Origin of the sequence: uncultured Shimia sp., from assembly GCF_913054185.1 — a bacterium.
Classification (GTDB): domain Bacteria; phylum Pseudomonadota; class Alphaproteobacteria; order Rhodobacterales; family Rhodobacteraceae; genus Shimia.
This window is the reverse complement of the sequence record NZ_CAJXIV010000080.1, coordinates 1-19,554: the sequence shown is the minus strand read 5'-3', so window position 1 is coordinate 19,554 and position 19,554 is coordinate 1. Positions and strand designations below refer to the sequence as shown.

The window sequence follows — 19,554 nt, the reverse complement described above, 5'->3', positions numbered from 1 at the left end:
GCCACCCTGCGCAATTTGGATTTCGACCGAGATGAAGTCGACGTCGCCATCCGCTTTGGCATCAACCAGGAAGAGCCCGGCCTTTGGACGTCCCCCATGGCCCGCGAATGGGTCAGCCCTGTGATGACCCCGGAAATGGCGGAACGCTTCCCAACGCCGGAAAGCCTGAAAGACGCCACGCTGATCCATGACGAATCCATCGATTTCCTGCGCCCGCGGGCTGATTGGGCTGCCTGGTGTCGCCTGATGAACCTCAACATCGACACCACCCACGGGCCACGCTTCACAGGCGCGGACCACAGCATTGACGCCGCGCTGGCTGGAGCGGGCATCGCCCTTGGTCGCCGTGCGTTGGTGGTGAAGGACATCCACGAAGGTCGCCTTGTTGCGCCGTACAAACACGCCATCTGGCTGCAGGCACGCTTCCGCTTCGTGTGTCGGGACGGCACTCAAAGCCGTCCACACATCGCCGCCCTGCGCGATTGGATGATGGCAGAGATAGACAAAACAGCCGAAGTGACTCAAAACTTGATCATCACGCCGATCGAGGAGATTCCCACCAAATGACCCGCACCAAAGCGACTGCAGTTGGCTTTATTGCCGTGCTGCTCTGGGCTCTGCTTGCCTTGTTTACAGTGGGCAGCGCCCCAACCCCGCCGCTTATGCTCAACGCACTTTGCTTCACCGTCGGCGGCACATTGGGAGTCATCTGGGCAATTGCGACCGGCGAGTGGCGAGCACTCCGCAACATCCCATTGAGAATTTACCTCTTTGGCACCGTCGGCCTCTTCGGCTATCACATATTGTATTTCTCAGCCCTGCGCCTTGCTCCGGCCGCCGAGGCCGGGCTGATCGCCTACCTTTGGCCCCTTCTGATTGTACTGATGTCTGGCCTGCTGCCCGGCGAAAGCCTCCGCACAGGACATCTCTTGGGCGCATGCCTTGGCTTTCTTGGTGCCGCTCTGATCATTGGCGGCGGAGGCCTTGGTTTCAACCCAACCCACCTACCCGGCTATGGCCTGGCCCTGGCCTGTGCGTTCACCTGGTCAAGCTACTCTATCCTGTCGCGCCGCCTTGGCGACATTCCAACCGTCTCTGTTGTGGTCTTTTGTCTCGCAACTGCAGCACTCTCCACAGGGCTGCACCTCCTACTCGAAGACACCATCTGGCCCACCGACACACTCACATGGGCTTCAGTCTTCGCGCTCGGCCTCGGCCCGGTTGGACTGGCATTTTATGTCTGGGATGTGGGGGTCAAACGCGGCGACATTCAACTTTTGGGCACCGCCTCTTATGCGGCGCCATTGTTGTCGACCATTGTGTTGGTGTTGGCTGGTTTTGCAGAGCCCACCTTGCATCTGGGGGCTGCCGCCTTGCTGATCACTGGCGGCGCGGTGCTTGCCGCGCGCGCCAGCTTGAAATCTAGCTAGGCGTTATGCGGATAATCGCGTGATTTCTTCTTTGAGGCGGAGTTTCTGCTTTTTAAGTTCCGCGACATCAAGATCACTGCTGCCAGGGGCGCGTTGTTCTTGTTCGACTTGGTCAGAGAGGGTTTCGTGCTTGCGTTTCAGCTCTTCGAGGTGTGCGCTTACGCTCATCATGTTCTCCTATGCAAACAATATGTAACAACCCCAGTGCACCACAGTTTTTGCCGCCTGTCACGTGCCACTTGTGACGTATTCTTAACACTGGAAAATTTCCGCCGACGCAGTCGCAAAACAGTCGTAATACCGACGTGATACCGACGTGGATTTTGGCAGAATCAGACAGACTTACTGACCCGAGCGTTGCGTTCACGATTTAAGGGAATGGGAGCGCAGCCCCGTCGCGCAAAACGGACCGAATTTGGGCTGTATAGCTTTCTCCATCTTGGGTGTGCGCCTCCCCCTCATGCATCCGAACCGGCGCATGTAAGCGAAACGCCGCACGCCCACCTTTGACACCGCGCACCAGTACCAAGTTTGCGTCTCGACCGGTTCGCGCCTGCAAAGGCATCACTTGCACAGAGCCAAGCACACCCTGCATCGCGGACAACAAGTCCAACAGACGTTCCGCTCGGTGCACAAATGTGGCTGTACCTTTGACCGCAAGCCGCTTTGCCGCCACCGCAACCCAGGTGTCCAGCGGGGTGTCCTCCCCCATTGCAACATCGCGACCAGCATCTTGCGCGGCAGTGCTCGCAGCGCGATCAAAGTAAGGAGGGTTGGCAAAGACATGGTCAAACTGCAACTGACGTAGCTCCATTGGCAATGCAGCCAAATCAGCTTCCCAGATCGTCGCATCCACACCATTCTCTTTGGCATTGCGATGCGCCAACGCAGCATAGTCCTGCTGCAATTCCACAGCGTGAACTATCAGGTTCGGCACACGTTTCGCCAAACACAGGAACGCGGCCCCGGCCCCGCTGCCCAATTCCAACACCCGCGCTCCAGCCTTGGCCGGGATTGTTGCCGCCAACAAAACTGGATCAACCCCCGCGCGATAACCGTCTTTGGGTTGCCATAAGGTCACGCGGCCATTCAAAAAATCGTTTTGGGTCAGCTCTGCACTCACAACGCCCGCCCCAACGCGATGTCATTATCAAGCATAACCCGTTCTGCCTGTTGCAATTCTTCTGTGCGCACCATCAATCGGCGCGGCAATATGCCAATGCTTCCTTCCAGGACGCTCATGTTTACGTCCATTTCAAAGCAGGCTATACCCTCCCCCTGAAGCAGGGCTGTGGCAAAGGCGATGGTGGTTGGATCTGTGCTACGCAAAAGCTCTTTCATAATAACGATGTAAGGTTAGGGGACGGCCAATGTCGACCCCTCACGACAGGAAGTCCAATATGAGTCTCGATCACGCCGCAAGCAAGCCGCACGAAGCCCTCGCAGTCCTGCTGCGCGATGATATGGAAGCGGTGAATTCCCTGATCGAGGCCCGCATGGCCTCCAAACATGCGCCTCGTATTCCAGAAGTGACCGCGCATTTGGTTGGTGCAGGTGGCAAACGCTTGCGCCCTATGCTGACTTTGGCTGCCGCCAAATTGTGTGGTTATGACGGCCCCTATCACGTGCACCTCGCGGCAACTGTTGAGTTTATTCACACGGCTACTTTGCTGCATGATGATGTCGTGGACGAAAGCGAGCAACGCCGTGGACGCCCCACAGCCAACCTGCTTTGGGACAACAAAAGCTCGGTATTGGTAGGAGACTACCTGTTCTCCCGCAGCTTCCAACTGATGACCGAAACCAACAACATCGACGTTTTGCGCATTCTGTCCAATGCCTCTGCAACCATTGCGGAAGGTGAGGTGTTGCAGCTCACCGCCGCCACCGATCTCTCGACCAACGAGGATATTTACCTACAGGTGGTACGAGGAAAGACCGCGGCTTTGTTTTCGGCAGCAACCGAAGTCGGCGGTGTGATCGCAGGCGCGGATGCGGAGCATGTGCAGGCATTGTTTGACTACGGTGACGCGCTAGGCATCGCGTTTCAGATTGCAGATGACCTGCTCGATTATCAGGGCGACTCAGCCCAAACCGGCAAAAATGTGGGCGACGATTTCCGCGAAAGAAAGTTAACGTTGCCGGTGATCAAAGCCGTTGCACAGGCCACCGACGAGGAACGCATCTTCTGGGAACGCACAATTGAAAAAGGTCGCCAAGAAGACGGCGACCTAGATCATGCGCTTTCGCTTATGGACAAATACAACACTTTGACTCGCACCCGCGACGACGCAATGCAGTGGGCAGAAAAAGCCAAGGACGCAGTGAAAAAACTTCCAGACCACGAAATCCGTGGCTTGCTGTCCGGCATCGCCGACTACGTTGTCGCGCGCCTGAACTAAGCGAACCGCGCCCCAACCCTCTGCGTCGCAACACACCACCAGTCAGGATGTCGGTGGCGCAACAGCTCTAATGCTGCATCGCGTTCTGATGCGTTTTTAAAGACCGCAAAGCACGTCGCCCCCGAGCCCGACATCCGCGTCAACGCGCATCCGTTGGTCTGCGACAGCTCGGCTAACACCTGTCCGATCACTGGCTGCAGTCCAACCGCTGCCGCCTGCATGTCATTTCTCTGGTGTGCGAGCCAATTGATCACTCCATCAAAGTCCTGCCATTTTGGGAAAGGGCTATCCATCAATGGGTTATCCCTCTCGTCCATCTCATCAAACACCCGAGGGGTCGAAACTGATACGCGAGGGTTCACAAGCAGCATCGACCAGTCCGGTGGAGTATCCAATCGGTCAATGTCTTCCCCAATACCCCGCATACGGACAAGCTCCGACTCCATACACACCGGGACATCAGCCCCCAAAGAGGAAAGCGTTTCTCGGTCAGGTCGCGGCAGGTCGTACAAAGCACATAGCGCACGGATCGCAGCGGCCCCATCAGACGAGCCGCCCCCAATGCCAGCCATCGCAGGCAGCGATTTGTGCAACGTGATCTTCGCCGACACGCCCAGCATCTCCGCCGCACGGATTACCAAATTGCTACGGTCGGTCGGGACCCCCGCAGCCATTGGCCCCACCACGGTCAAGCTGGTTTCGCGCGCCTTCTCCACAGTCAAACGATCCCCAACGTCCGTTAGCATCACCAACGAGTCCAATTGATGGTAACCGTCTGCCCGTCGCCCGGTCACATGTAATGTCAGGTTGATTTTAGCGGGCGCAAAAGCCTCAATTGCCATCCGTCGCCGTCAAAGGCTCTGCGCCTTCCTCTTCAAGTACAACGTCCAAGCCCACATCAAGTTTGCGGCGAATGCGGTCGGGCTTGGCCTCTTCCGCGGTCTCTTCATCCACAAAGCTCAACGCACGCCGCCATTGAAACTGCGCCTCAAGCTCACGCCCAACTGCCCAATACACATCACCCAGATGGTCTGTCACAACTGGATCAACCGGCATCAGTTCACTGGCTCGCTCCATTGGCCCAACCGCTTCCTCGTAGCGCCCCATGCGGAACAACACCCAAGCAAGACTATCAACTATGTATCCGCTGTCAGGACGTGCCGCGACAGCACGCTCAATCATGCTCAACGCCTCGTCTAGTTTGATCTGCTTTTCGACCAGCGAATAGCCAAGGTAGTTAAGCACCTGCGGTTGCTCAGGGTTCAGTTCCAACGCCTTGCGGAAATCGGCTTCTGCGGCTTCCCAGTTTCCCAGGCGTTCATGGCTGATGGCACGCGCATAAAACAAGAACCACTGACGCATTTCCAGGGTGTCATAGAGCCCAATGGCCGTGTCATACGAAGAGATCGCACCCTCAAAGTTCTTCTCCTGGCGTCGTAGATCTCCCAAAGCCGTATGTGCATATGGCAAGTCTGACTGGCTGCGGGTCAGAGCTTCCAAAACCTCCATGGCCGCCTCAATTTTCCCGGCCTCCCTTAGAGCTTCCGCACGCCCCAACTCGGCCGCGTGAAATGATGGATCGTCTGCGGGCACTTTCTGATACGTTTGAGACGCTAGTTCATAGCGCCCTAAGGTTTCCAATAGCTCCGCGGTCAACAACAAGGCTTCTGTGTGGTCTGGCCGCAGATACTCTGCCAGCCTTGCATAGAGCAATGTGTAGTCCGCATTTGCCTCATTTCTCAACGCATTTGCGATCGAGAAGTACACCTCCGCAATTCCGTCGGCAGCCGACCCGACATGCGTAAACGGCACCGCCTCACCCGCAACAAGGCGTTCGCGCAACATCCTCAACTCGGGATCAAGGTCCGCACCAAACGCATCATCCAGACGCTGGATCGCATCCTCATTGCGCTCCAACTGCGAAAGAATTTCCACCTCGCTCACGACGCCACGTCGGGTAGACTGCATTCCGTTCATAGCGCCTTCAACGAAGATCGCATGTGCGCCCTCAAAGTCCCCCACTGAAGCTAGGGCCAGAGCTTTGTGGTAGGCGGCAAACCCGCCAAGACCTTGCTCCTTGGACACATCATCAAAAGCCGCTAATGCTTCTGACATAGCTCCGCTACCGATGTGCGCCCAAGCTTTCATCAACCCGTCAACTAACGGCCCAACACCGGCACCCTCAAGGCGCTCAACCAGCTCGCTGTAGTTCTCGTCCTCAACCAAACCTGCGGTAATTGCCATCTCAGCAATTTGACTTTGGTGACCGTCCGCATCCATCTTGCGAGCAATGGGCATGGCGCGATCAATTTGCCCCAACGACAAAAACGCCAACACCGCATTTTCTTGAAGCGCTGGGTTACTAGGGTCTTTGGACAATGCATCGCTGTAGTACCGTGCCGCCGCCGCGTAGTCAGAAACGTAACTTGCCTGACGTGCGGCCAGGTAAGCCCCAGCCATCCCATCGGCATGAACCGGCAATGATGTGGTTGCCAGGAGCGCGGAAATCGCAACTGTTTTTAGAAATTGACCGGCCACGTGAGACTCCCATGCTCTATTCTCGTAACAAAGGTAGTCGGGGGGCTGACGACACGCAATGGGGCGACCTATTGGCCGCCCCATGTTTTGGTAAAAATTCCGCGTGTTACGATCACATGTTCGGGTAATTCGGCCCATCACCGCCTTGGGGAGACACCCAAGTGATGTTTTGACTTGGATCTTTGATGTCGCATGTTTTGCAGTGTACACAGTTCTGGAAGTTCACAACAAAACGCGGATCTTTACCCTCTTCCTCCACAATTTCGTACACGCCTGCTGGGCAGTAGCGCTGCGCGGGTTCCGCAAACTTTGGCAAGTTCACAGCAACCGGCACATTTTCATCCGCCAAACGCAGGTGACACGGCTGGCTTTCTTCGTGGTTGGTCATCGAGAAGCTAACGTTGGTCAAACGGTCAAAAGATAGTTTCCCATCCGGCTTCGGATAGTCGATTGGCTCGTGTTTACTCGCTTCCTCAGTGGCCTCAGCGTCATTCTTGCCATGCTTCACCGTGCCAAACAGAGAGAAGCCGAGCGTGTTTGTCCACATATCCAAACCGCCCAGCATCAAAGACGCCGTCAGACCCCACTTGGACCAAATCGGTTTTACATTGCGCACCTTTTTGAGGTCTTTGCCAATTTCACCGCTGCGCACGTCGATTTCATAGTTACTCAATTCATCGCCTGAACGATCCGCCTGGATTGCTTCAAAGGCCGCCTCGGCCGCCGCCTTGCCAGAAAGCATCGCGTTGTGGTTGCCCTTGATGCGTGGAACGTTGACCATGCCTACCGAGCACCCAAGCAGCGCAACGCCCGGCGCCACCATCTTCGGCATCGACTGGTATCCGCCCTCTGAGATCGCCCGCGCGCCGTAAGCCACACGCTTGCCACCTTCCAATAGCTCAGCAATCTTTGGATGATGCTTAAAGCGCTGGAACTCCATGTACGGGAAGAGATGCGGGTTCTTGTAGTTCAGATGCACCACAAAGCCGACATAAACTTGATTGTTTTCCAGATGATAGATGAAAGAGCCGCCGCCCGCGTTGCTGCCTAGCGGCCAGCCCATCGTGTGTGTGACTTCACCTTCGTTATGCTTGGCAGGGTCGATTTCCCAGATTTCTTTCATGCCAAGGCCAAATTTTTGTGGCTCTTTGCCGTCCTGAAGATTGTATTTGGCAATCACTTCTTTCGCGAGCGATCCGCGCACACCTTCTGACAGGAACACATATTTGCCATGCAGTTCCATACCTGGTTCTGTGTTCGGGCCGTAAGAGCCGTCTTCTTCCAGACCAAAGACGCCAGCAACAACACCTTTGACTTCGCCGTTGTCTCCGTACACCAACTCTGAACACGCCATACCCGGGAAAATTTCCACGCCTAACTCTTCAGCTTGCTCCGCCATCCAGCGACAGACATTGCCCATTGAAACGATGTAGTTGCCATGGTTGTTCATCAGCGGAGGCATAGGGAAGTTCGGCACGCGGATTTCGCCTGCTGCACCCAGCATGTAGAAATTGTCTTCTTTCACCGGAGTGTTCAACGGCGCGCCTTTTTCTTTCCAATCGGGAATCAAAGCATCAAGGCCGCAAGGATCAAGTACCGCGCCGGACAGGATATGAGCCCCGACCTCGGACCCTTTTTCCAAGACAACAACATCAAGGTCGGCGTCCAATTGCTTCAAACGGATCGCAGCAGACAGGCCAGCAGGACCTGCACCAACGATAACAACGTCATACTCCATGGCTTCGCGTTCGATTTCCGACATTGGCTTCCCTTCCCGGATCGCTGGGTAATTATCTTTCGCATCTGCTAGCCTGACTATAATCAATCCGTCAATCGGAACCCCACGACATTTCGACCCATTTGAGCAATTTTGCAGCAGTGCAGCATAATTCTCCTTGCAATGTCTTCCACTCTTGCATTTGAAAGCGGTCTCAGGGCACTCTGCCGAGCTAGTACGTAATACAGACCGCTGCCCATCCCATTTTGGCAGCCAATGACCAACGAGACCGCACCCATGGAAAAAATACCAATGACCCGCGCCGGCCACACGGCGCTTGAAGCGGAATTGAAGCAGTTGAAAACGGTGGAACGCCCCGCGATCATCGAGGCAATTGCCTCTGCCCGTGAGCTTGGCGACCTTAAAGAGAACGCTGAATACCATTCCGCGCGCGAAAAACAGGGTTTCATCGAAGGCCGCGTCAAGGAACTTGAAGCGGTGATTGGGTTGGCAGAAGTAATCGACCCAGCCACTCTGTCTGGCACCATCAAATTTGGCGCAACAGTGACTTTGGTGGATGAAGACACCGACGAAGAAAAGACCTGGCAGATTGTTGGTGAACATGAAGCCAACGTTGAAAAAGGCCTACTCAATATCAAGTCTCCCATCGCCCGCGCCCTGATTGGAAAAGAGGAAGGCGACAGCGTTGAAGTTCGCACCCCAGGCGGCGAAAAAGGTTACGAAGTTCTAAGTATTTCTTTTCAGTGAACCAGATAGTTAAGATGCGGCCTCGCATGAAAGACGACACAGCCTCCCAGCCAACCCCACTGGGAATTTATGACAGACCAAACAGCCCTAAAGTCACCTCAATTGAAGTGATTGCGGTTGGCCTAAGCTTTGTTTGGCTTGTCGGCTCTGTCGTGTTTTTCTTAGTGCTGGAACATAATCCTGTTGACGGCGCAAGTGGCCTTCAGTTTCTCATGACGCTCTTGGCTGTTTTTATGCCGGTCGCAATGATCTGGGTGGCCGCTACCGCTGCCCGTTCATCTCGGGTGATGCGCGAAGAAAGTGCGCGCCTTCAGGCCGCGATCGACGCGATGCGCCGGACCTATGTCAACCAAGCGCAAGGTGTTCAGGCACAGCAAGGCGTTGAACCATCTGTTGCCAAGAAGCTGGACGAGATTGCTGCTGCAACGCGCAAGACGGAAACCGCTCTGGCCACATTCTCTTCCAACCGCGAGCGAGATGACAGCATCCGCAAACCTGCAGAAGTCGAAACCCGGGCAGATGACCTTGCGGATCAAGGCACGTTGGCTTTGGGGACGCCAGCCGAAGAGCTATCGCCGCCCCTGCCTCGGACAGATTTCATCCAAGCGCTGAACTTCCCGGAAGATGCAGACGACGCAGGGGGCTTTGCCGCTCTGCGTAAAGCGTTGCGAGATCGGCAATCAGCTCAGCTTATCCAAGCAAGCCAGGACGTGCTCACACTCTTGAGCCAAGATGGCATCTATATGGATGACTTGCGCCCTGACCTGGCACGCCCGGATATCTGGCGTCGTTTTGCGGCAGGTGAACGTGGCAAGCCAATTGCAGCACTTGGAGGCGTGCGAGACCGCAGTTCTTTGGCCTTGGCCGCTGGCCGCATGAAACAAGATCCAATTTTTAGAGACGCCGCGCATCACTTCCTACGCAGGTTCGATAAGTGCTTTGTCGAATTTGAAGAAACCGCGTCAGATGCGGATATTGCCGCACTCTCGGAAACCCGCACAGCCCGCGCCTTTATGTTGCTTGGGCGGGTTGCCGGTATCTTTGACTAAACAAAAAGAGCGCTCTAGGAAGCGCCCTTTTTGTTTACAGTCCGAAGGCGGAATAAGGGTAATAAAGCACCGTCGTACCTTCTTGGACATCAAGCGCCTCATCTGGCAGCTCTACCAACCCCTCGGCCCAGCTTAACCCACTGATCCGGCCAGATCCTTCTGATCTAAACACCTCAGCGCATCCATCGCGTAGCCTTGCGCGCAAATACTCACGGCGCCCTGCCTTTTTGGATTTGATAAACGCCGCAGGAACCTCAAGCCCAACCGGATCGCTCCAACCAGCGCCACCAAGCGCATCCATTGCAGGCTTGGCGAAGATTAGTGTACAGACTTTTGCCGCCACAGGGTTGCCAGGCAGTCCAAAGACCGGCGTATTGGCCCACATCCCTAAGGCCAAAGGGCGACCGGGTTTCACAGCCAAACGCCACAAGGTCATTGAGCCGGTCTCGTTGAGCAATGCCGACATATGATCCTCGTCACCCGCGGACGCGCCCCCGGACGTCAAAATTAAATCAGAGCGACTTGCAGCCTCGTCCAGGAAACCTTTTAACGCTTCCCGATCATCGGGCGCACGTCCCATATCCACAGGGTCAAATCCAAACTGAGCGATCATCGCTAACAGCATTGGCCGATTGGCATCGAAAATCTGATCAGGCCGGGCTTCGGTTCCTGGTTCCGCCAACTCATCCCCCGTTGACACCACAGCAACACGCAAACGTTTGAAAACATTGAGGTGTGATACGCCCGTGGCCGCGGCCAGCGCAAGATCCGCAGGAACAATCCGCCGCTCCTTTGCCAAAATGAGACCGCCAGACATTACGTCCTCCCCAGCGGATCGGGTGTTGCTTCCTTTTTTGAGCGGTCCATGGAAAGCAACGGCACTGCCATCAGTGGCCACATCTTCCTGAAGGATGACAGTATCAACCCCCTCGGGGATTGTCGCACCCGTGAGGATCCGCACGGCGTGACTTGCCGGCACTGCCCCCTGAAAAGGTGCTCCAGCAGCAGAACGTCCTTCAACCAGCGGAATATTTTGGGGTCCATCCACAATGTCTTCATGCCGCAGCCCGTATCCGTCCACTGCGGAATTTGGCAACGGTGGATTAGAACGCTGAGCAGATATGTCCTCAGAAAGAATGCGCCCACATGCCTGCGCAAGAGGCACACGCTCTGTACCTACGCACACATGCAAACGCTTCTTAAGGAGCGCCAACGCCTCAGCTACGGGGGTCCAATGTGTGTCCGCTGGCAATGAAAAACAATTATTCTTGAGTGGCGGCGGTACCAGATCGGCTTTTTTAGACACATTGTCCTCCCTCTGTTGTGTTACGCAGACAAACCAAGATCGGACAGAATGAAATCAGCAATCGCCTTTGTGTCATTCAAATCAAAGATCGGCTTTTCACAGTCCAAAGATACGTCGCTAGCAATTGCGCGAATTGTTGGGTCACCCGGAGAAATCAAAGAGTTACCCGTTTCCCTCCGGTGCGCCTCAACTTTTGGGTGCGCATCACGCTTGTAACCTTCGACCAAGACCAAATCGACATCCGAGAGCTTGCCAAGCAACTCTTCCAACGTGGGCTCATCTTCATCGCGAAGTTCATGCATCAGTGCCCAACGGCTTTTGCTCGCCAGTAGTACCTCGCTCGCGCCAGCCATACGATGCCGATGACTGTCCTTTCCAGGATGATCCACGTCAAAACTGTGGTGTGCGTGTTTAACAGTGGACACGCTGATGCCGCGCGCTGTGATTTCGGTCACCAAGCGCTCCATCAATCCTGTCTTACCCGAGTTCTTCCACCCGACAACGCCATAGACCTGCATTGTTATTTTATCTCTCCAGCAATCCGGCGAGCCTCTGCGAGGTCTTCCGGCGTATTCACATTGAAAAAGGGGTCTATCCCGCTTTGGACAAAGACGGCTTGACCTGCATCATGTTTGTCGGTCCAGATCACAACTTTGCGCAGGCCGTTTTCCAGCGCTGTTCGCAGGTCGTTCCGCAATGCCACAGGCCAGAGGCCAAAGGTCGGTTGCCGCCACAGTTTGCCGCCCGGTTCTCCGGACGCTGCAAGCGCCAAAGGATGTGGCCCGCCCTCCGCCGCCAACAGCAGGTGCGGAACCAGATCACAGGGGAAAAACGGCGTATCTGCTGCTGCCGTAACAATGGCATCTGCCCCCTGCTCCGCCGCCCAGTCCAGGCCAGCCAACACGCCTGCCAACGGCCCTGGAAACTCTGCCAGGGAGTCCGGAATGACTGGCATATCAATATCTTCAAACCGCGCGGGGTCGCCATTGGCATTGATTGCCAAACCAGCCACCTGCGGCTCCAAGCGCTCAATGACATGTTGCAAAATCGACTTGCCACCAAGAGACAAGCGCCCCTTGTCCCCCCCGCCCATGCGGGTTGCTTTCCCGCCAGCCAATATTACGCCAAGAGGCTGTTTCATTTGCGATACCCCCCTTTGCGAGCGTGTTTCTTTTCTTCTTCAGGCACGCTGGCTGGGTCAACGTCGCGCAGCAAGCGTTCTTCGCCGCTGAGACAGACAAAGCGCTGGCCGCGCATGCGACCAATTACCGTCAGGCCAACTTGCCGCGCGATCTCCACGCCCCATGCAGTGAACCCAGATCTGGACGCCAAAACCGGTATGCCCATCAACGCGCATTTGATCACCATTTCAGAGGTCAAACGCCCTGTGGTGTACATCATCTTGTCCGCTGCGGGGGCTTTGTGCTGAAACATCCAGCCAGAGATTTTATCAACGGCGTTGTGGCGCCCCACGTCTTCCATGTAGACCAACGGTCGTGCGCCTTGGCACAAGACACTACCATGAATTGCACCCGCTTCGAGGTACAAAGATGGGGTGCGATTGATGGTGTTTGCAAGCGCATAAAGGTCGCTGGTTTTCACTTGTGTATCTGGCAGAATGACGCCGTCTAACCCCTCCATCATATCGCCAAAAACAGTGCCCACTGCACAACCAGACGTGCGCGTCTTTTTCTTCAGCTTTTCCTCGTGGTTTGTCTCTGTTTCAGTGCGAACAACAACCACTTCCAGCTCTTCATCATAATCCACCCGCGTGACCACATCGCCGTCACGCAGCATGCCCTGATTGCGTAAGAAACCTACTGCGAGATACTCGGGATAGTCCCCAATTGTCATCGCGGTCACGATCTCCTGACTATTGAGGTAAATCGTCAGAGGACGTTCTTCTACAACGGAAATTTCTGTTTCATGCCCAAGATGGTCGACACCAACAACCGCCCTGGTAAGCCGTGGGGCTTTGGGGTCGGGAGCGATCAAATACTGTGCCAGATCCGGCGTGTCGGCCATGAGGTGTCTCCGATAATTTACAGGCAACCTAGTGATGATCATTTGGCATTGCCACCATCAAAAACTTTGCTGCGACTTCGCGTCCAAAAACTTGCGTAGGCGCGCGCAGTTCGCTACCCCGACAAAGGTGCATTTCAGCGAGGCTTGTATGGCTTCTTATTGGGACAGATCAAACTTCTGGCGCGGCTTTCGAGATGGATTGCCGTTTGTGTTGGTAGTTGGGCCGTTTGGCATGTTGTTTGGCGTAGTGGCGACGGAGGCAGGCTTGCCATTGGTGCAGGTGATGAGCTTCTCGATTGTGGTGATTGCGGGTGCTGCGCAGTTTACGGCATTGCAACTGATGGCTGACAACGCGCCAACCCTTGTGGTGATTGCCTCAGCCCTTGCTGTGAACCTGCGGATGGCGATGTATTCAGCCTCGATGACGCCGCATCTTGGAGCCCTTCCAGCGTGGCGACGGGCGTTGGTGGCGTATAGTTTGGTGGACCAGAGTTACGCGCTGTCGGTCATGGAATACGAGAAACGGCCGGAGATGACGCTGGCGCAAAAAACCTCCTATTTTGCGGGGGCTATCGCGCCGGTTTTACCAAACTGGTACCTTGCAACGCTGGTTGGCGCATTGGTGGGCCAGTCCATTCCAGACAGCTTTGCACTCGATTTTGCGGTGCCCATCACCTTCCTCGCAATGATTGGCCCCATGCTGCGCACAAAAGCCCATGTCGCGGCAGCTGTGGTCTCTGTGATCTGCGCGCTGCTGTTTGCCTTCCTGCCATGGAACCTTGGGCTAATAGTGGCGGGCATTGCTGGCATGATGACCGGTGCCTTTGTTGAATTGCGCACTGAAAACAAGGACATGGCATGAGTGAAAGCACAACCATTTGGGTGATCATCATTGCCATGGGGTTGGGCAGTTTTGGACTGCGCTTCCTGTTTTTGGGGGTGATTGGCGACCGGGAAATGCCAGAATGGGTGCTGCGCCATCTGCGCTATACTGCCGTGGCGGTATTGCCGGGATTGGTCGCGCCTTTGGTGCTTTGGCCCGCGGCCACAGGTGGGCAACCGGACCCGGCGCGGCTTTCGGCAGCGCTGGTTACTTTGGGGGTTGGCTACCTGACCAAGAACGTTTTGGCCGCCATCTTCAGCGGCGCGGCGGCGCTGTTTCTGGGGCTGTATTTCCTCTAAAAACCACGTCGGTATAGCGTCTGTATCGCGACTGTTTTACGACTGTGGCGATCTGCGCACAAAAAAACGCCCCGTAGGGCGCTTCTGTGCATCATTTGCGAAGTGTTACTGGCGCTCGTATTCCGGTACAAAAGCCGCAAGCACCTTGGACTTGTCGTCATCGTCATACTCAAACAGACGATCATAGGTCGCGCCTTTGGCGGCAAAGTAGTCCATCAGCTTACGTGGATAGTAAGACTGTGGCGCGTCCTCAAATCCAGGCAGCGTCTGAAGCAACGCCGAGGTAGACTTGGCACATTGCGCTTCAGTGACCGGTCCCAAAGTTTCTGCCTTGCGCAGTGCCAGTTCCGCCACCTGTGGGCTTACGTCAATGGACTGCACGACAACATGGTAGGTTTCCCGCGCATGAAAGCGGGTGTACTGATCCACCATGTAAGGTGTCATGCCGTAGACCACGTCGTTTTTGGCAACGATGGCGCCGTCCTTACGGAAGGAGCCCGCCGGATCAAAGGCCACACGTTGGCTACCGTTGATCATCAACGAGGTGTGGGCCCCGGAGCCGCTCTCGTTGGATATCATGGTATAGAGCGTCAGCTGCTTAGGGCCGTCATGCAAATAGCGTGCGGCCTGCACAGCCGCATCCGGCGAATTGTCGGACGCCGGGTTGCGCACAGAACAGGCGGACACGGAGGCGACCAGCGCCAGTAGCGCCAAACCACGAACCAAAATCATCATAAAAGGGCACCCCCGCCCGAAAGCGATCAGCTGTTAAAGATCGCCAGGAAGATCAGAACGCCAATTGATGCGCAGGCCACATAGGTGGACGCCTTGATGAAGCCTTCAAAAGTCTTTTCTTGTACGTCTGTGTTCATAGAGCCGTGCTTGTGTTCCGCCATGGGAGTAGTCCTTCCTGTCTGCTTAATGCGCTGGATAGCTGATTCATCTGGTCCTGTCACCCACTCAGGTGTCACAGGATCTTCGGCGCGCCTTAAGCGCTGTCTTTCTTGAGGCCTTCCGCCAAACGGAAGCCAATCCGTGAAGGTGCTTCGCCAGTGTCTTTTTGTTGCGGCAACGCCCGCAGCATGACGTTGAGCTGACTGACATGTTGCACCAGCTGGGTTTTGATGCCGCTGCTGTCGCTACCGTAGAACGTGACGATATCAGGATCAAAAAAGCCCATGCCTTCGATGCGCAGAACGCCAGCCTCTCCGCCAACAAACCCCATCGCGACTTCGTGTTCGTTGTCGAGCTGCTTTTCAAAGTTTTGGATATAGAGGATCAGACGCTCATAAGCCCATTCTGCGGCGCTTTTCTGCTTCACTGATTGCTTGGCGATCTCTGCGGGCACATCCACCGCTTTGGCATCCGGGTCAGAATGCACTTCATACAAACGAGGCAGCGCTGCCGCTTCGATGGCCTCCGCGGTGGTTTTGATGTCGTCAGTCATGGGTGTTCGCGCCTGTTAGTTGATCCGTTGCCACAGATACGCGCCATCTTCGCGCGTGGTGCGGCTTATGTCGCCAACTTGATAAAGATGGTTGAGATGTGCAAGGGCTTCGACAAGAGCAAGCCCATAGGCGCTGCCATCAATTTGACGCTTGAACAGCGGCAAGAAGCACTCGGCGGCCGTTTGCGGCGTGTCGAGGTGCTCCAACAGACGTTTTAGTGCGCCGTGGTGGTTGTCGATCAACTGCCGCATGCGCAGGGGTGCACCGGTGAAGGGCAATTTGTGACCGCCGAGGATCAACTGATCGTCTCGGGCATATTTGGCAAGCCGCTCACAGGCCTCCAGCCAATCGGCTACGGGGTCTGCTTCCGGCTCGGTGGCATAGACGCCGATGTTGGAGCTGATCGAAGGTAATATCTGATCGCCGGACAGCACAAGGTTGTCGTCTTGGCTCCAGAAGGTTGCGTGTTCAGGCGCATGGCCGTTGCCGATATGCACGGTCCATTTACGCCCACCCATTTCAATCACATCGTCCTGTTTGATGCGTTTGAAGCCCAATGGCATAGGCGCAACCACGTCAGCAAAATTGAACGGGCGTTCGCTGGCGCGTTGATTGTAGATTTCTTCGTCCATGCCGCAGGCGCGGTAGAACTCCATGGTTTCCTGCCGTGGCACGGCTTGTTCGTCCAACTGCAACATGCGCGCAAACAGCCAGGCAGTGCGCGTGGTCCAGAGACTCGCGCCATGCTCGGATTGGAACCAACCTGCAAGGCCGACGTGGTCTGGGTGGTGGTGGGTCACCACCACACGAGACACGGATTTGCCTCCCAAGGGGCCTGCCATCAGGGTCTCCCAGATGGCACGGCTGCGTTTGCTGTCAAAACCAGTGTCGATGATGGTCCAGCTGTCGCCTTCGTCCAGCGCATAAACATTGACGTGATCGAGTTTCATCGGCAGCGGCAGGCGCATCCAAAGGACCCCTTTGGCCACTTCGATGGCCTCGCCCTCAGCCGGAGGAGTGTCCCAAGGATAGCGGATACCTGCCGCGCCGTCTTGCATTAGGCCGCACCCAGATCTTCGGCGGTGATCGCGTAGAGATCCTCTGCGCCCTGCATTGCGTGCACCAACACTCCGGCGTGTTCCGGCAACAGACGGGCAATGTAGAATTTTGCCAATTTGCTACGTGGGCCTTTGCCATCTTCAGCAATGGCGGCGCGCAGGTGATAGTAGCCGCCCAGCACACGGGCAAAGCCGCGCAGGAACGGCACGGAGCCGGCAAAGCGATCGTTCATATTGCCTTGGGCAACCATCCATTCGGTGGCTTCACGCAGAGTTTCGGTGGCTTGCCACAGCGGTTCGGCCAGATCAGCCATGCTTTCGCGGACCTTTTCAGCACAGTCTTCAATCTCATCGAGCAAAGCGTAGGCTGCGTCGCCGCCGTCCATCAGTTTGCGGGCCACGAGGTCCATGGATTGGATGCCATTAGTCCCCTCATAGATCGCGGTCACGCGCACATCTCGGGAGAATTGTGCGGCGCCGGTTTCTTCAATAAAGCCCATACCGCCGTGCACCTGCACACCGTCCTCAGACACTTTGATGCCCACATCGGTGCCAAAGGCTTTGGCAATTGGGGTCAGGAAGGCGGCGCGGGCTTTCCACTCTTTTTCGCCTGTGGCGGTGCCCATGTCGATCGCCACAGCGCAGGCCATTTCGATGGCGCGGGCGGCAAAGATGTCTGCTTTCATGCCGGCCAGCATGCGGCGCACGTCAGCGTGATCAATGATGGTGCCGCCACCCTCAACTGGGGTGCGGCCTTGTTTGCGTTCCAGAGCGTATTCCAGTGCCATTTGATACGCGCCTTCGGCGGCACCAACACCTTGACCACCCACGCCAAGGCGGGCGTTGTTCATCATTGTGAACATGCATTTCATGCCGTCGTGTGCGTTGCCCACAAGCCAGCCTTTGGCACCGTCAAACTGCATCACAGCCGTGGGCGAGCCATGCAGGCCCATTTTGTGTTCCAGGCTCACCACACCCAGGGTGTTGGCCACGCCTGGATTACCGGCCTCATCTGGGATGTATTTTGGTACAATAAAGAGGCTGATGCCTTTGGTGCCGGGCACGCCGTCGGGCAGACGCGCAAGCACCAGATGGCAAACGTTGCCGGTGAAGTCGTTATCGCCCCAGCTGATGAAGATCTTCTGACCCGAGACGGCATAGGAGCCGTCATCGTTTGGTACGGCTTTGGAACTCAGCGCCCCCACGTCAGAGCCTGCGGCAGGCTCGGTCAGGTTCATCGTGCCAGCCCATTCGCCGGTGATCAGCTTTTCCAGATAAGTGGCTTTGATCTGCTCAGACGCGTGGTGCTCCAGCGCCTCAATCTGGCCCTGTGTCATCAGCGGGTTTAGCTGCAGCGACAGGCAGCCCGCCGCCATCATCTCGTTCACGGCGGTGGTGATGGTGTGTGGCAGGCCCATGCCGCCGTATTCAGGTGAGGCACCGGTGGAAATCCAGCCACCGTCGGCAATCGCCTTATAAGCCTCAGCAAAACCTGGAGAGGTGCGCACCACACCGTTTTCCAGCACAGCGGGTTCCAGATCGCCATTGCGATTCACCGGGGCCATGACTTCGTCAACCATTTTGCCTGCTTCCAGCAAGATCGCCTCGGTGGTGTCACGGTCCGCATCGGCAAAGCGCTCGGTTGCGGAGACATTTGCAAAATCCACCACGTGATCAAAAAGGAACTGGAAATCGGTTACTGGGGCGCGAAAGGGCATCTGTCTCTCCGGCAGGCTTGGCAATAAGTGCTGCTGCTTGTATGCAGCTTTGGGCCATACGGTAAGGGTCTTGTTGAGCCTATCACAGAAGAACGCAGCGTCACAGGAGCGCCCCTTGGATACAGAAATCCTCTCGCCAGATGCGTCTGGATATGTCCGCGCCGCCTCACTTTTGCATGGCGGCGGATTGGTCTCATTCCCAACCGAGACGGTATACGGGCTTGGCGCGGATGCCCGTCAGGACACAGCCGTGGCGCGGATTTTTGAAGCGAAGAACCGCCCGACGTTTAATCCGTTGATTGTGCATGTGGCGGATGTGGCTGCTGCAAAACGCTACGTCCATTGGACCGATACGGCAGGCCGATTGGCCTCTGCCTTTTGGCCAGGACCACTCACACTTGTGTTGCCGCTGCGCGCTGATTCTGGGCTGTCACCGCTGGTCACAGCCAACTTACCAACGCTGGCGATCCGCGTGCCTGAGCATCCCGTGGCGCATGCGTTACTTAGCGAATTTGGTGGCCCTGTGGCCGCGCCGTCCGCCAATCCTTCAGGGAAGATCAGCCCTACCCGCGCACAACATGTGATCAACGGCCTGTCCGGCCGGATCGAAGCTGTGGTGGACGGGGGTGAATGCGGCGTGGGGGTGGAAAGCACCATCCTCGGGCTGTTTGACGAACCCACATTGTTGCGCCCCGGTGGGTTGCCGCAGGAAGCCATTGAAGCTGCGTTGGGGTGTCCAGTTGTCATCCGGTCAGAGGCTGATCCGCTGACTGCACCGGGGCAGATGTTGTCGCATTACGCGCCGGGCGCGCCGGTGCGCTTGAACGCGGTGGAGATAGCAGTGGGCGAGCGGCTTTTGGGGTTTGGCAAAGTCGAAGGGGCAACGCTGAACCTAAGTGTCGCAGGCGATTTG

At 56.3% G+C, this 19,554-nt stretch carries 23 protein-coding genes; 8 read left to right on the top strand and 15 right to left on the bottom strand.

Features of this window, described 5'->3' with window-relative positions; genetic code table 11:
- Together QZ517_RS15160 and QZ517_RS15155 are read left to right on the top strand one after the other, a co-directional pair.
- Positions 1-567, top strand: a 567-nt coding sequence (locus QZ517_RS15160; protein ID WP_294228336.1) for a LysR substrate-binding domain-containing protein, incomplete at its 5' end; no start/stop codon positions are given.
- On the top strand, positions 564-1,430 hold the full coding sequence (locus tag QZ517_RS15155) for an EamA family transporter (protein ID WP_294228334.1): 867 nt from the start codon (positions 564-566) through the stop codon (positions 1,428-1,430). The genes QZ517_RS15160 and QZ517_RS15155, both read left to right, overlap by 4 nt.
- Positions 1,431-1,433: 3 nt before the next feature.
- Here QZ517_RS15155 and QZ517_RS15150 read toward each other — a convergent pair whose 3' ends face one another.
- The 3 genes from QZ517_RS15150 to QZ517_RS15140 form a co-directional block, all read right to left on the bottom strand.
- Positions 1,434-1,598, bottom strand: a complete 165-nt coding sequence (locus QZ517_RS15150; RefSeq protein ID WP_164644966.1) for a YdcH family protein — start codon at positions 1,596-1,598, stop codon at positions 1,434-1,436.
- A 202-nt stretch (positions 1,599-1,800) separates the two neighbouring features.
- The gene (locus QZ517_RS15145; RefSeq protein ID WP_294228332.1) at positions 1,801-2,553 is read right to left on the bottom strand and encodes a methyltransferase; all 753 of its coding nucleotides are present in this window, start codon (positions 2,551-2,553) and stop codon (positions 1,801-1,803) included.
- On the bottom strand, positions 2,550-2,771 hold the full coding sequence (locus tag QZ517_RS15140; RefSeq protein ID WP_164644968.1) for a DUF2007 domain-containing protein: 222 nt from the start codon (positions 2,769-2,771) through the stop codon (positions 2,550-2,552). The genes QZ517_RS15145 and QZ517_RS15140 overlap by 4 nt, the downstream gene beginning before the upstream one ends.
- 59 nt (positions 2,772-2,830) lie before the next feature.
- Here QZ517_RS15140 and QZ517_RS15135 point away from each other — a divergent pair, with 59 nt between their 5' ends.
- Positions 2,831-3,832, top strand: a complete 1,002-nt coding sequence (locus QZ517_RS15135) for a polyprenyl synthetase family protein (protein WP_294228330.1) — start codon at positions 2,831-2,833, stop codon at positions 3,830-3,832.
- On the opposite strand, the gene QZ517_RS15130 is transcribed toward QZ517_RS15135, so the two are convergent.
- The 3 genes from QZ517_RS15130 to QZ517_RS15120 all read right to left on the bottom strand — a co-directional run bounded on the left by QZ517_RS15130 (position 3,829) and on the right by QZ517_RS15120 (position 8,132).
- The gene (locus QZ517_RS15130; RefSeq protein WP_294228328.1) at positions 3,829-4,674 is read right to left on the bottom strand and encodes a 4-(cytidine 5'-diphospho)-2-C-methyl-D-erythritol kinase; all 846 of its coding nucleotides are present in this window, start codon (positions 4,672-4,674) and stop codon (positions 3,829-3,831) included. The two genes, QZ517_RS15135 and QZ517_RS15130, sit on opposite strands and share 4 nt — an antisense overlap.
- Positions 4,664-6,370, bottom strand: a complete 1,707-nt coding sequence (locus QZ517_RS15125) for a tetratricopeptide repeat protein (protein WP_294228326.1) — start codon at positions 6,368-6,370, stop codon at positions 4,664-4,666. Before QZ517_RS15125 ends, QZ517_RS15130 begins: the two co-directional genes overlap by 11 nt.
- Before the next feature lie 112 nt (positions 6,371-6,482).
- Positions 6,483-8,132 (bottom strand): electron transfer flavoprotein-ubiquinone oxidoreductase, encoded by a 1,650-nt coding sequence (locus QZ517_RS15120; RefSeq protein WP_294228324.1) that lies wholly within the window; start codon positions 8,130-8,132, stop codon positions 6,483-6,485.
- Between the two features lie 252 nt (positions 8,133-8,384).
- On the opposite strand from QZ517_RS15120, the gene greA reads away from it, so the two are divergent.
- Together greA and QZ517_RS15110 are read left to right on the top strand one after the other, a co-directional pair.
- Entirely contained in the window at positions 8,385-8,855 is a 471-nt protein-coding gene (greA, locus tag QZ517_RS15115; RefSeq protein ID WP_294228322.1) for a transcription elongation factor GreA, read from the top strand.
- Between the two features lie 26 nt (positions 8,856-8,881).
- Entirely contained in the window at positions 8,882-9,904 is a 1,023-nt protein-coding gene (locus QZ517_RS15110) for a hypothetical protein (protein WP_294228320.1), read from the top strand.
- A gap of 34 nt (positions 9,905-9,938) precedes the next feature.
- Here the strand turns inward: QZ517_RS15110 and glp are convergent, their stop codons facing one another.
- The 4 genes from glp to QZ517_RS15090 form a co-directional block, all read right to left on the bottom strand.
- Positions 9,939-11,090 (bottom strand): gephyrin-like molybdotransferase Glp, encoded by a 1,152-nt coding sequence (gene glp, locus QZ517_RS15105; protein ID WP_294228337.1) that lies wholly within the window; start codon positions 11,088-11,090, stop codon positions 9,939-9,941.
- Positions 11,091-11,230: 140 nt separating this feature from the next.
- Positions 11,231-11,728, bottom strand: coding sequence for a molybdopterin-guanine dinucleotide biosynthesis protein B (gene mobB / locus QZ517_RS15100; protein ID WP_294228318.1), 498 nt, complete (start codon positions 11,726-11,728; stop codon positions 11,231-11,233).
- A 2-nt stretch (positions 11,729-11,730) separates the two neighbouring features.
- Entirely contained in the window at positions 11,731-12,351 is a 621-nt protein-coding gene (mobA, locus tag QZ517_RS15095) for a molybdenum cofactor guanylyltransferase MobA (RefSeq protein WP_294228316.1), read from the bottom strand.
- Complete coding sequence (locus QZ517_RS15090; RefSeq protein WP_294228314.1) at positions 12,348-13,235, bottom strand: formate dehydrogenase accessory sulfurtransferase FdhD; 888 nt, start codon at positions 13,233-13,235, stop codon at positions 12,348-12,350. The genes mobA and QZ517_RS15090 overlap by 4 nt, the downstream gene beginning before the upstream one ends.
- A gap of 148 nt (positions 13,236-13,383) precedes the next feature.
- Here QZ517_RS15090 and QZ517_RS15085 point away from each other — a divergent pair, with 148 nt between their 5' ends.
- Positions 13,384-14,097, top strand: a complete 714-nt coding sequence (locus tag QZ517_RS15085; protein ID WP_294228312.1) for an AzlC family ABC transporter permease — start codon at positions 13,384-13,386, stop codon at positions 14,095-14,097.
- Positions 14,094-14,417 carry an AzlD domain-containing protein gene (locus tag QZ517_RS15080; protein ID WP_294228310.1) on the top strand — a complete coding sequence of 108 codons (324 nt, stop codon included), beginning with the start codon at positions 14,094-14,096 and terminating at the stop codon, positions 14,415-14,417. Before QZ517_RS15085 ends, QZ517_RS15080 begins: the two co-directional genes overlap by 4 nt.
- A 105-nt stretch (positions 14,418-14,522) precedes the next feature.
- Here QZ517_RS15080 and QZ517_RS15075 read toward each other — a convergent pair whose 3' ends face one another.
- From QZ517_RS15075 to QZ517_RS15055, 5 genes are all read right to left on the bottom strand, one after another.
- Positions 14,523-15,152 carry a hypothetical protein gene (locus tag QZ517_RS15075; protein WP_294228308.1) on the bottom strand — a complete coding sequence of 210 codons (630 nt, stop codon included), beginning with the start codon at positions 15,150-15,152 and terminating at the stop codon, positions 14,523-14,525.
- Between the two features lie 26 nt (positions 15,153-15,178).
- Positions 15,179-15,313, bottom strand: a complete 135-nt coding sequence (locus QZ517_RS15070) for an aa3-type cytochrome c oxidase subunit IV (RefSeq protein ID WP_294228306.1) — start codon at positions 15,311-15,313, stop codon at positions 15,179-15,181.
- 92 nt (positions 15,314-15,405) lie between these two features.
- Entirely contained in the window at positions 15,406-15,864 is a 459-nt protein-coding gene (locus QZ517_RS15065) for a DUF6173 family protein (protein ID WP_294228304.1), read from the bottom strand.
- A 15-nt stretch (positions 15,865-15,879) separates the two neighbouring features.
- Entirely contained in the window at positions 15,880-16,923 is a 1,044-nt protein-coding gene (locus QZ517_RS15060; protein WP_294228302.1) for an MBL fold metallo-hydrolase, read from the bottom strand.
- Complete coding sequence (locus tag QZ517_RS15055; RefSeq protein WP_294228300.1) at positions 16,923-18,641, bottom strand: acyl-CoA dehydrogenase; 1,719 nt, start codon at positions 18,639-18,641, stop codon at positions 16,923-16,925. The genes QZ517_RS15060 and QZ517_RS15055 overlap by 1 nt, the downstream gene beginning before the upstream one ends.
- Before the next feature lie 115 nt (positions 18,642-18,756).
- Between QZ517_RS15055 and QZ517_RS15050 the strand changes: the two genes are divergently transcribed.
- A partial coding sequence (locus QZ517_RS15050; protein ID WP_294228298.1) for an L-threonylcarbamoyladenylate synthase occupies positions 18,757-19,554 on the top strand: 798 nt, incomplete at its 3' end.

What these genes read in the sequence shown, in the direction of transcription:
- QZ517_RS15080 (WP_294228310.1), top strand. Translation starts at nt 14,094, where the DNA reads ATGAGTGAAAGCACAACCATTTGGGTGATCATCATTGCCATGGGGTTG.
- QZ517_RS15110 (WP_294228320.1), top strand. Translation starts at nt 8,882, where the DNA reads ATGAAAGACGACACAGCCTCCCAGCCAACCCCACTGGGAATTTATGAC.
- mobA (WP_294228316.1), bottom strand. Translation starts at nt 12,351, where the DNA reads ATGAAACAGCCTCTTGGCGTAATATTGGCTGGCGGGAAAGCAACCCGC.
- QZ517_RS15060 (WP_294228302.1), bottom strand. Translation starts at nt 16,923, where the DNA reads ATGCAAGACGGCGCGGCAGGTATCCGCTATCCTTGGGACACTCCTCCG.
- QZ517_RS15070 (WP_294228306.1), bottom strand. Translation starts at nt 15,313, where the DNA reads ATGGCGGAACACAAGCACGGCTCTATGAACACAGACGTACAAGAAAAG.
- QZ517_RS15075 (WP_294228308.1), bottom strand. Translation starts at nt 15,152, where the DNA reads ATGATGATTTTGGTTCGTGGTTTGGCGCTACTGGCGCTGGTCGCCTCC.
- QZ517_RS15135 (WP_294228330.1), top strand. Translation starts at nt 2,831, where the DNA reads ATGAGTCTCGATCACGCCGCAAGCAAGCCGCACGAAGCCCTCGCAGTC.
- QZ517_RS15140 (WP_164644968.1), bottom strand. Translation starts at nt 2,771, where the DNA reads ATGAAAGAGCTTTTGCGTAGCACAGATCCAACCACCATCGCCTTTGCC.
- mobB (WP_294228318.1), bottom strand. Translation starts at nt 11,728, where the DNA reads ATGCAGGTCTATGGCGTTGTCGGGTGGAAGAACTCGGGTAAGACAGGA.
- QZ517_RS15155 (WP_294228334.1), top strand. Translation starts at nt 564, where the DNA reads ATGACCCGCACCAAAGCGACTGCAGTTGGCTTTATTGCCGTGCTGCTC.
- QZ517_RS15085 (WP_294228312.1), top strand. Translation starts at nt 13,384, where the DNA reads ATGGCTTCTTATTGGGACAGATCAAACTTCTGGCGCGGCTTTCGAGAT.
- QZ517_RS15065 (WP_294228304.1), bottom strand. Translation starts at nt 15,864, where the DNA reads ATGACTGACGACATCAAAACCACCGCGGAGGCCATCGAAGCGGCAGCG.
- QZ517_RS15055 (WP_294228300.1), bottom strand. Translation starts at nt 18,641, where the DNA reads ATGCCCTTTCGCGCCCCAGTAACCGATTTCCAGTTCCTTTTTGATCAC.
- QZ517_RS15090 (WP_294228314.1), bottom strand. Translation starts at nt 13,235, where the DNA reads ATGGCCGACACGCCGGATCTGGCACAGTATTTGATCGCTCCCGACCCC.
- QZ517_RS15150 (WP_164644966.1), bottom strand. Translation starts at nt 1,598, where the DNA reads ATGAGCGTAAGCGCACACCTCGAAGAGCTGAAACGCAAGCACGAAACC.
- QZ517_RS15130 (WP_294228328.1), bottom strand. Translation starts at nt 4,674, where the DNA reads ATGGCAATTGAGGCTTTTGCGCCCGCTAAAATCAACCTGACATTACAT.
- QZ517_RS15120 (WP_294228324.1), bottom strand. Translation starts at nt 8,132, where the DNA reads ATGTCGGAAATCGAACGCGAAGCCATGGAGTATGACGTTGTTATCGTT.
- greA (WP_294228322.1), top strand. Translation starts at nt 8,385, where the DNA reads ATGGAAAAAATACCAATGACCCGCGCCGGCCACACGGCGCTTGAAGCG.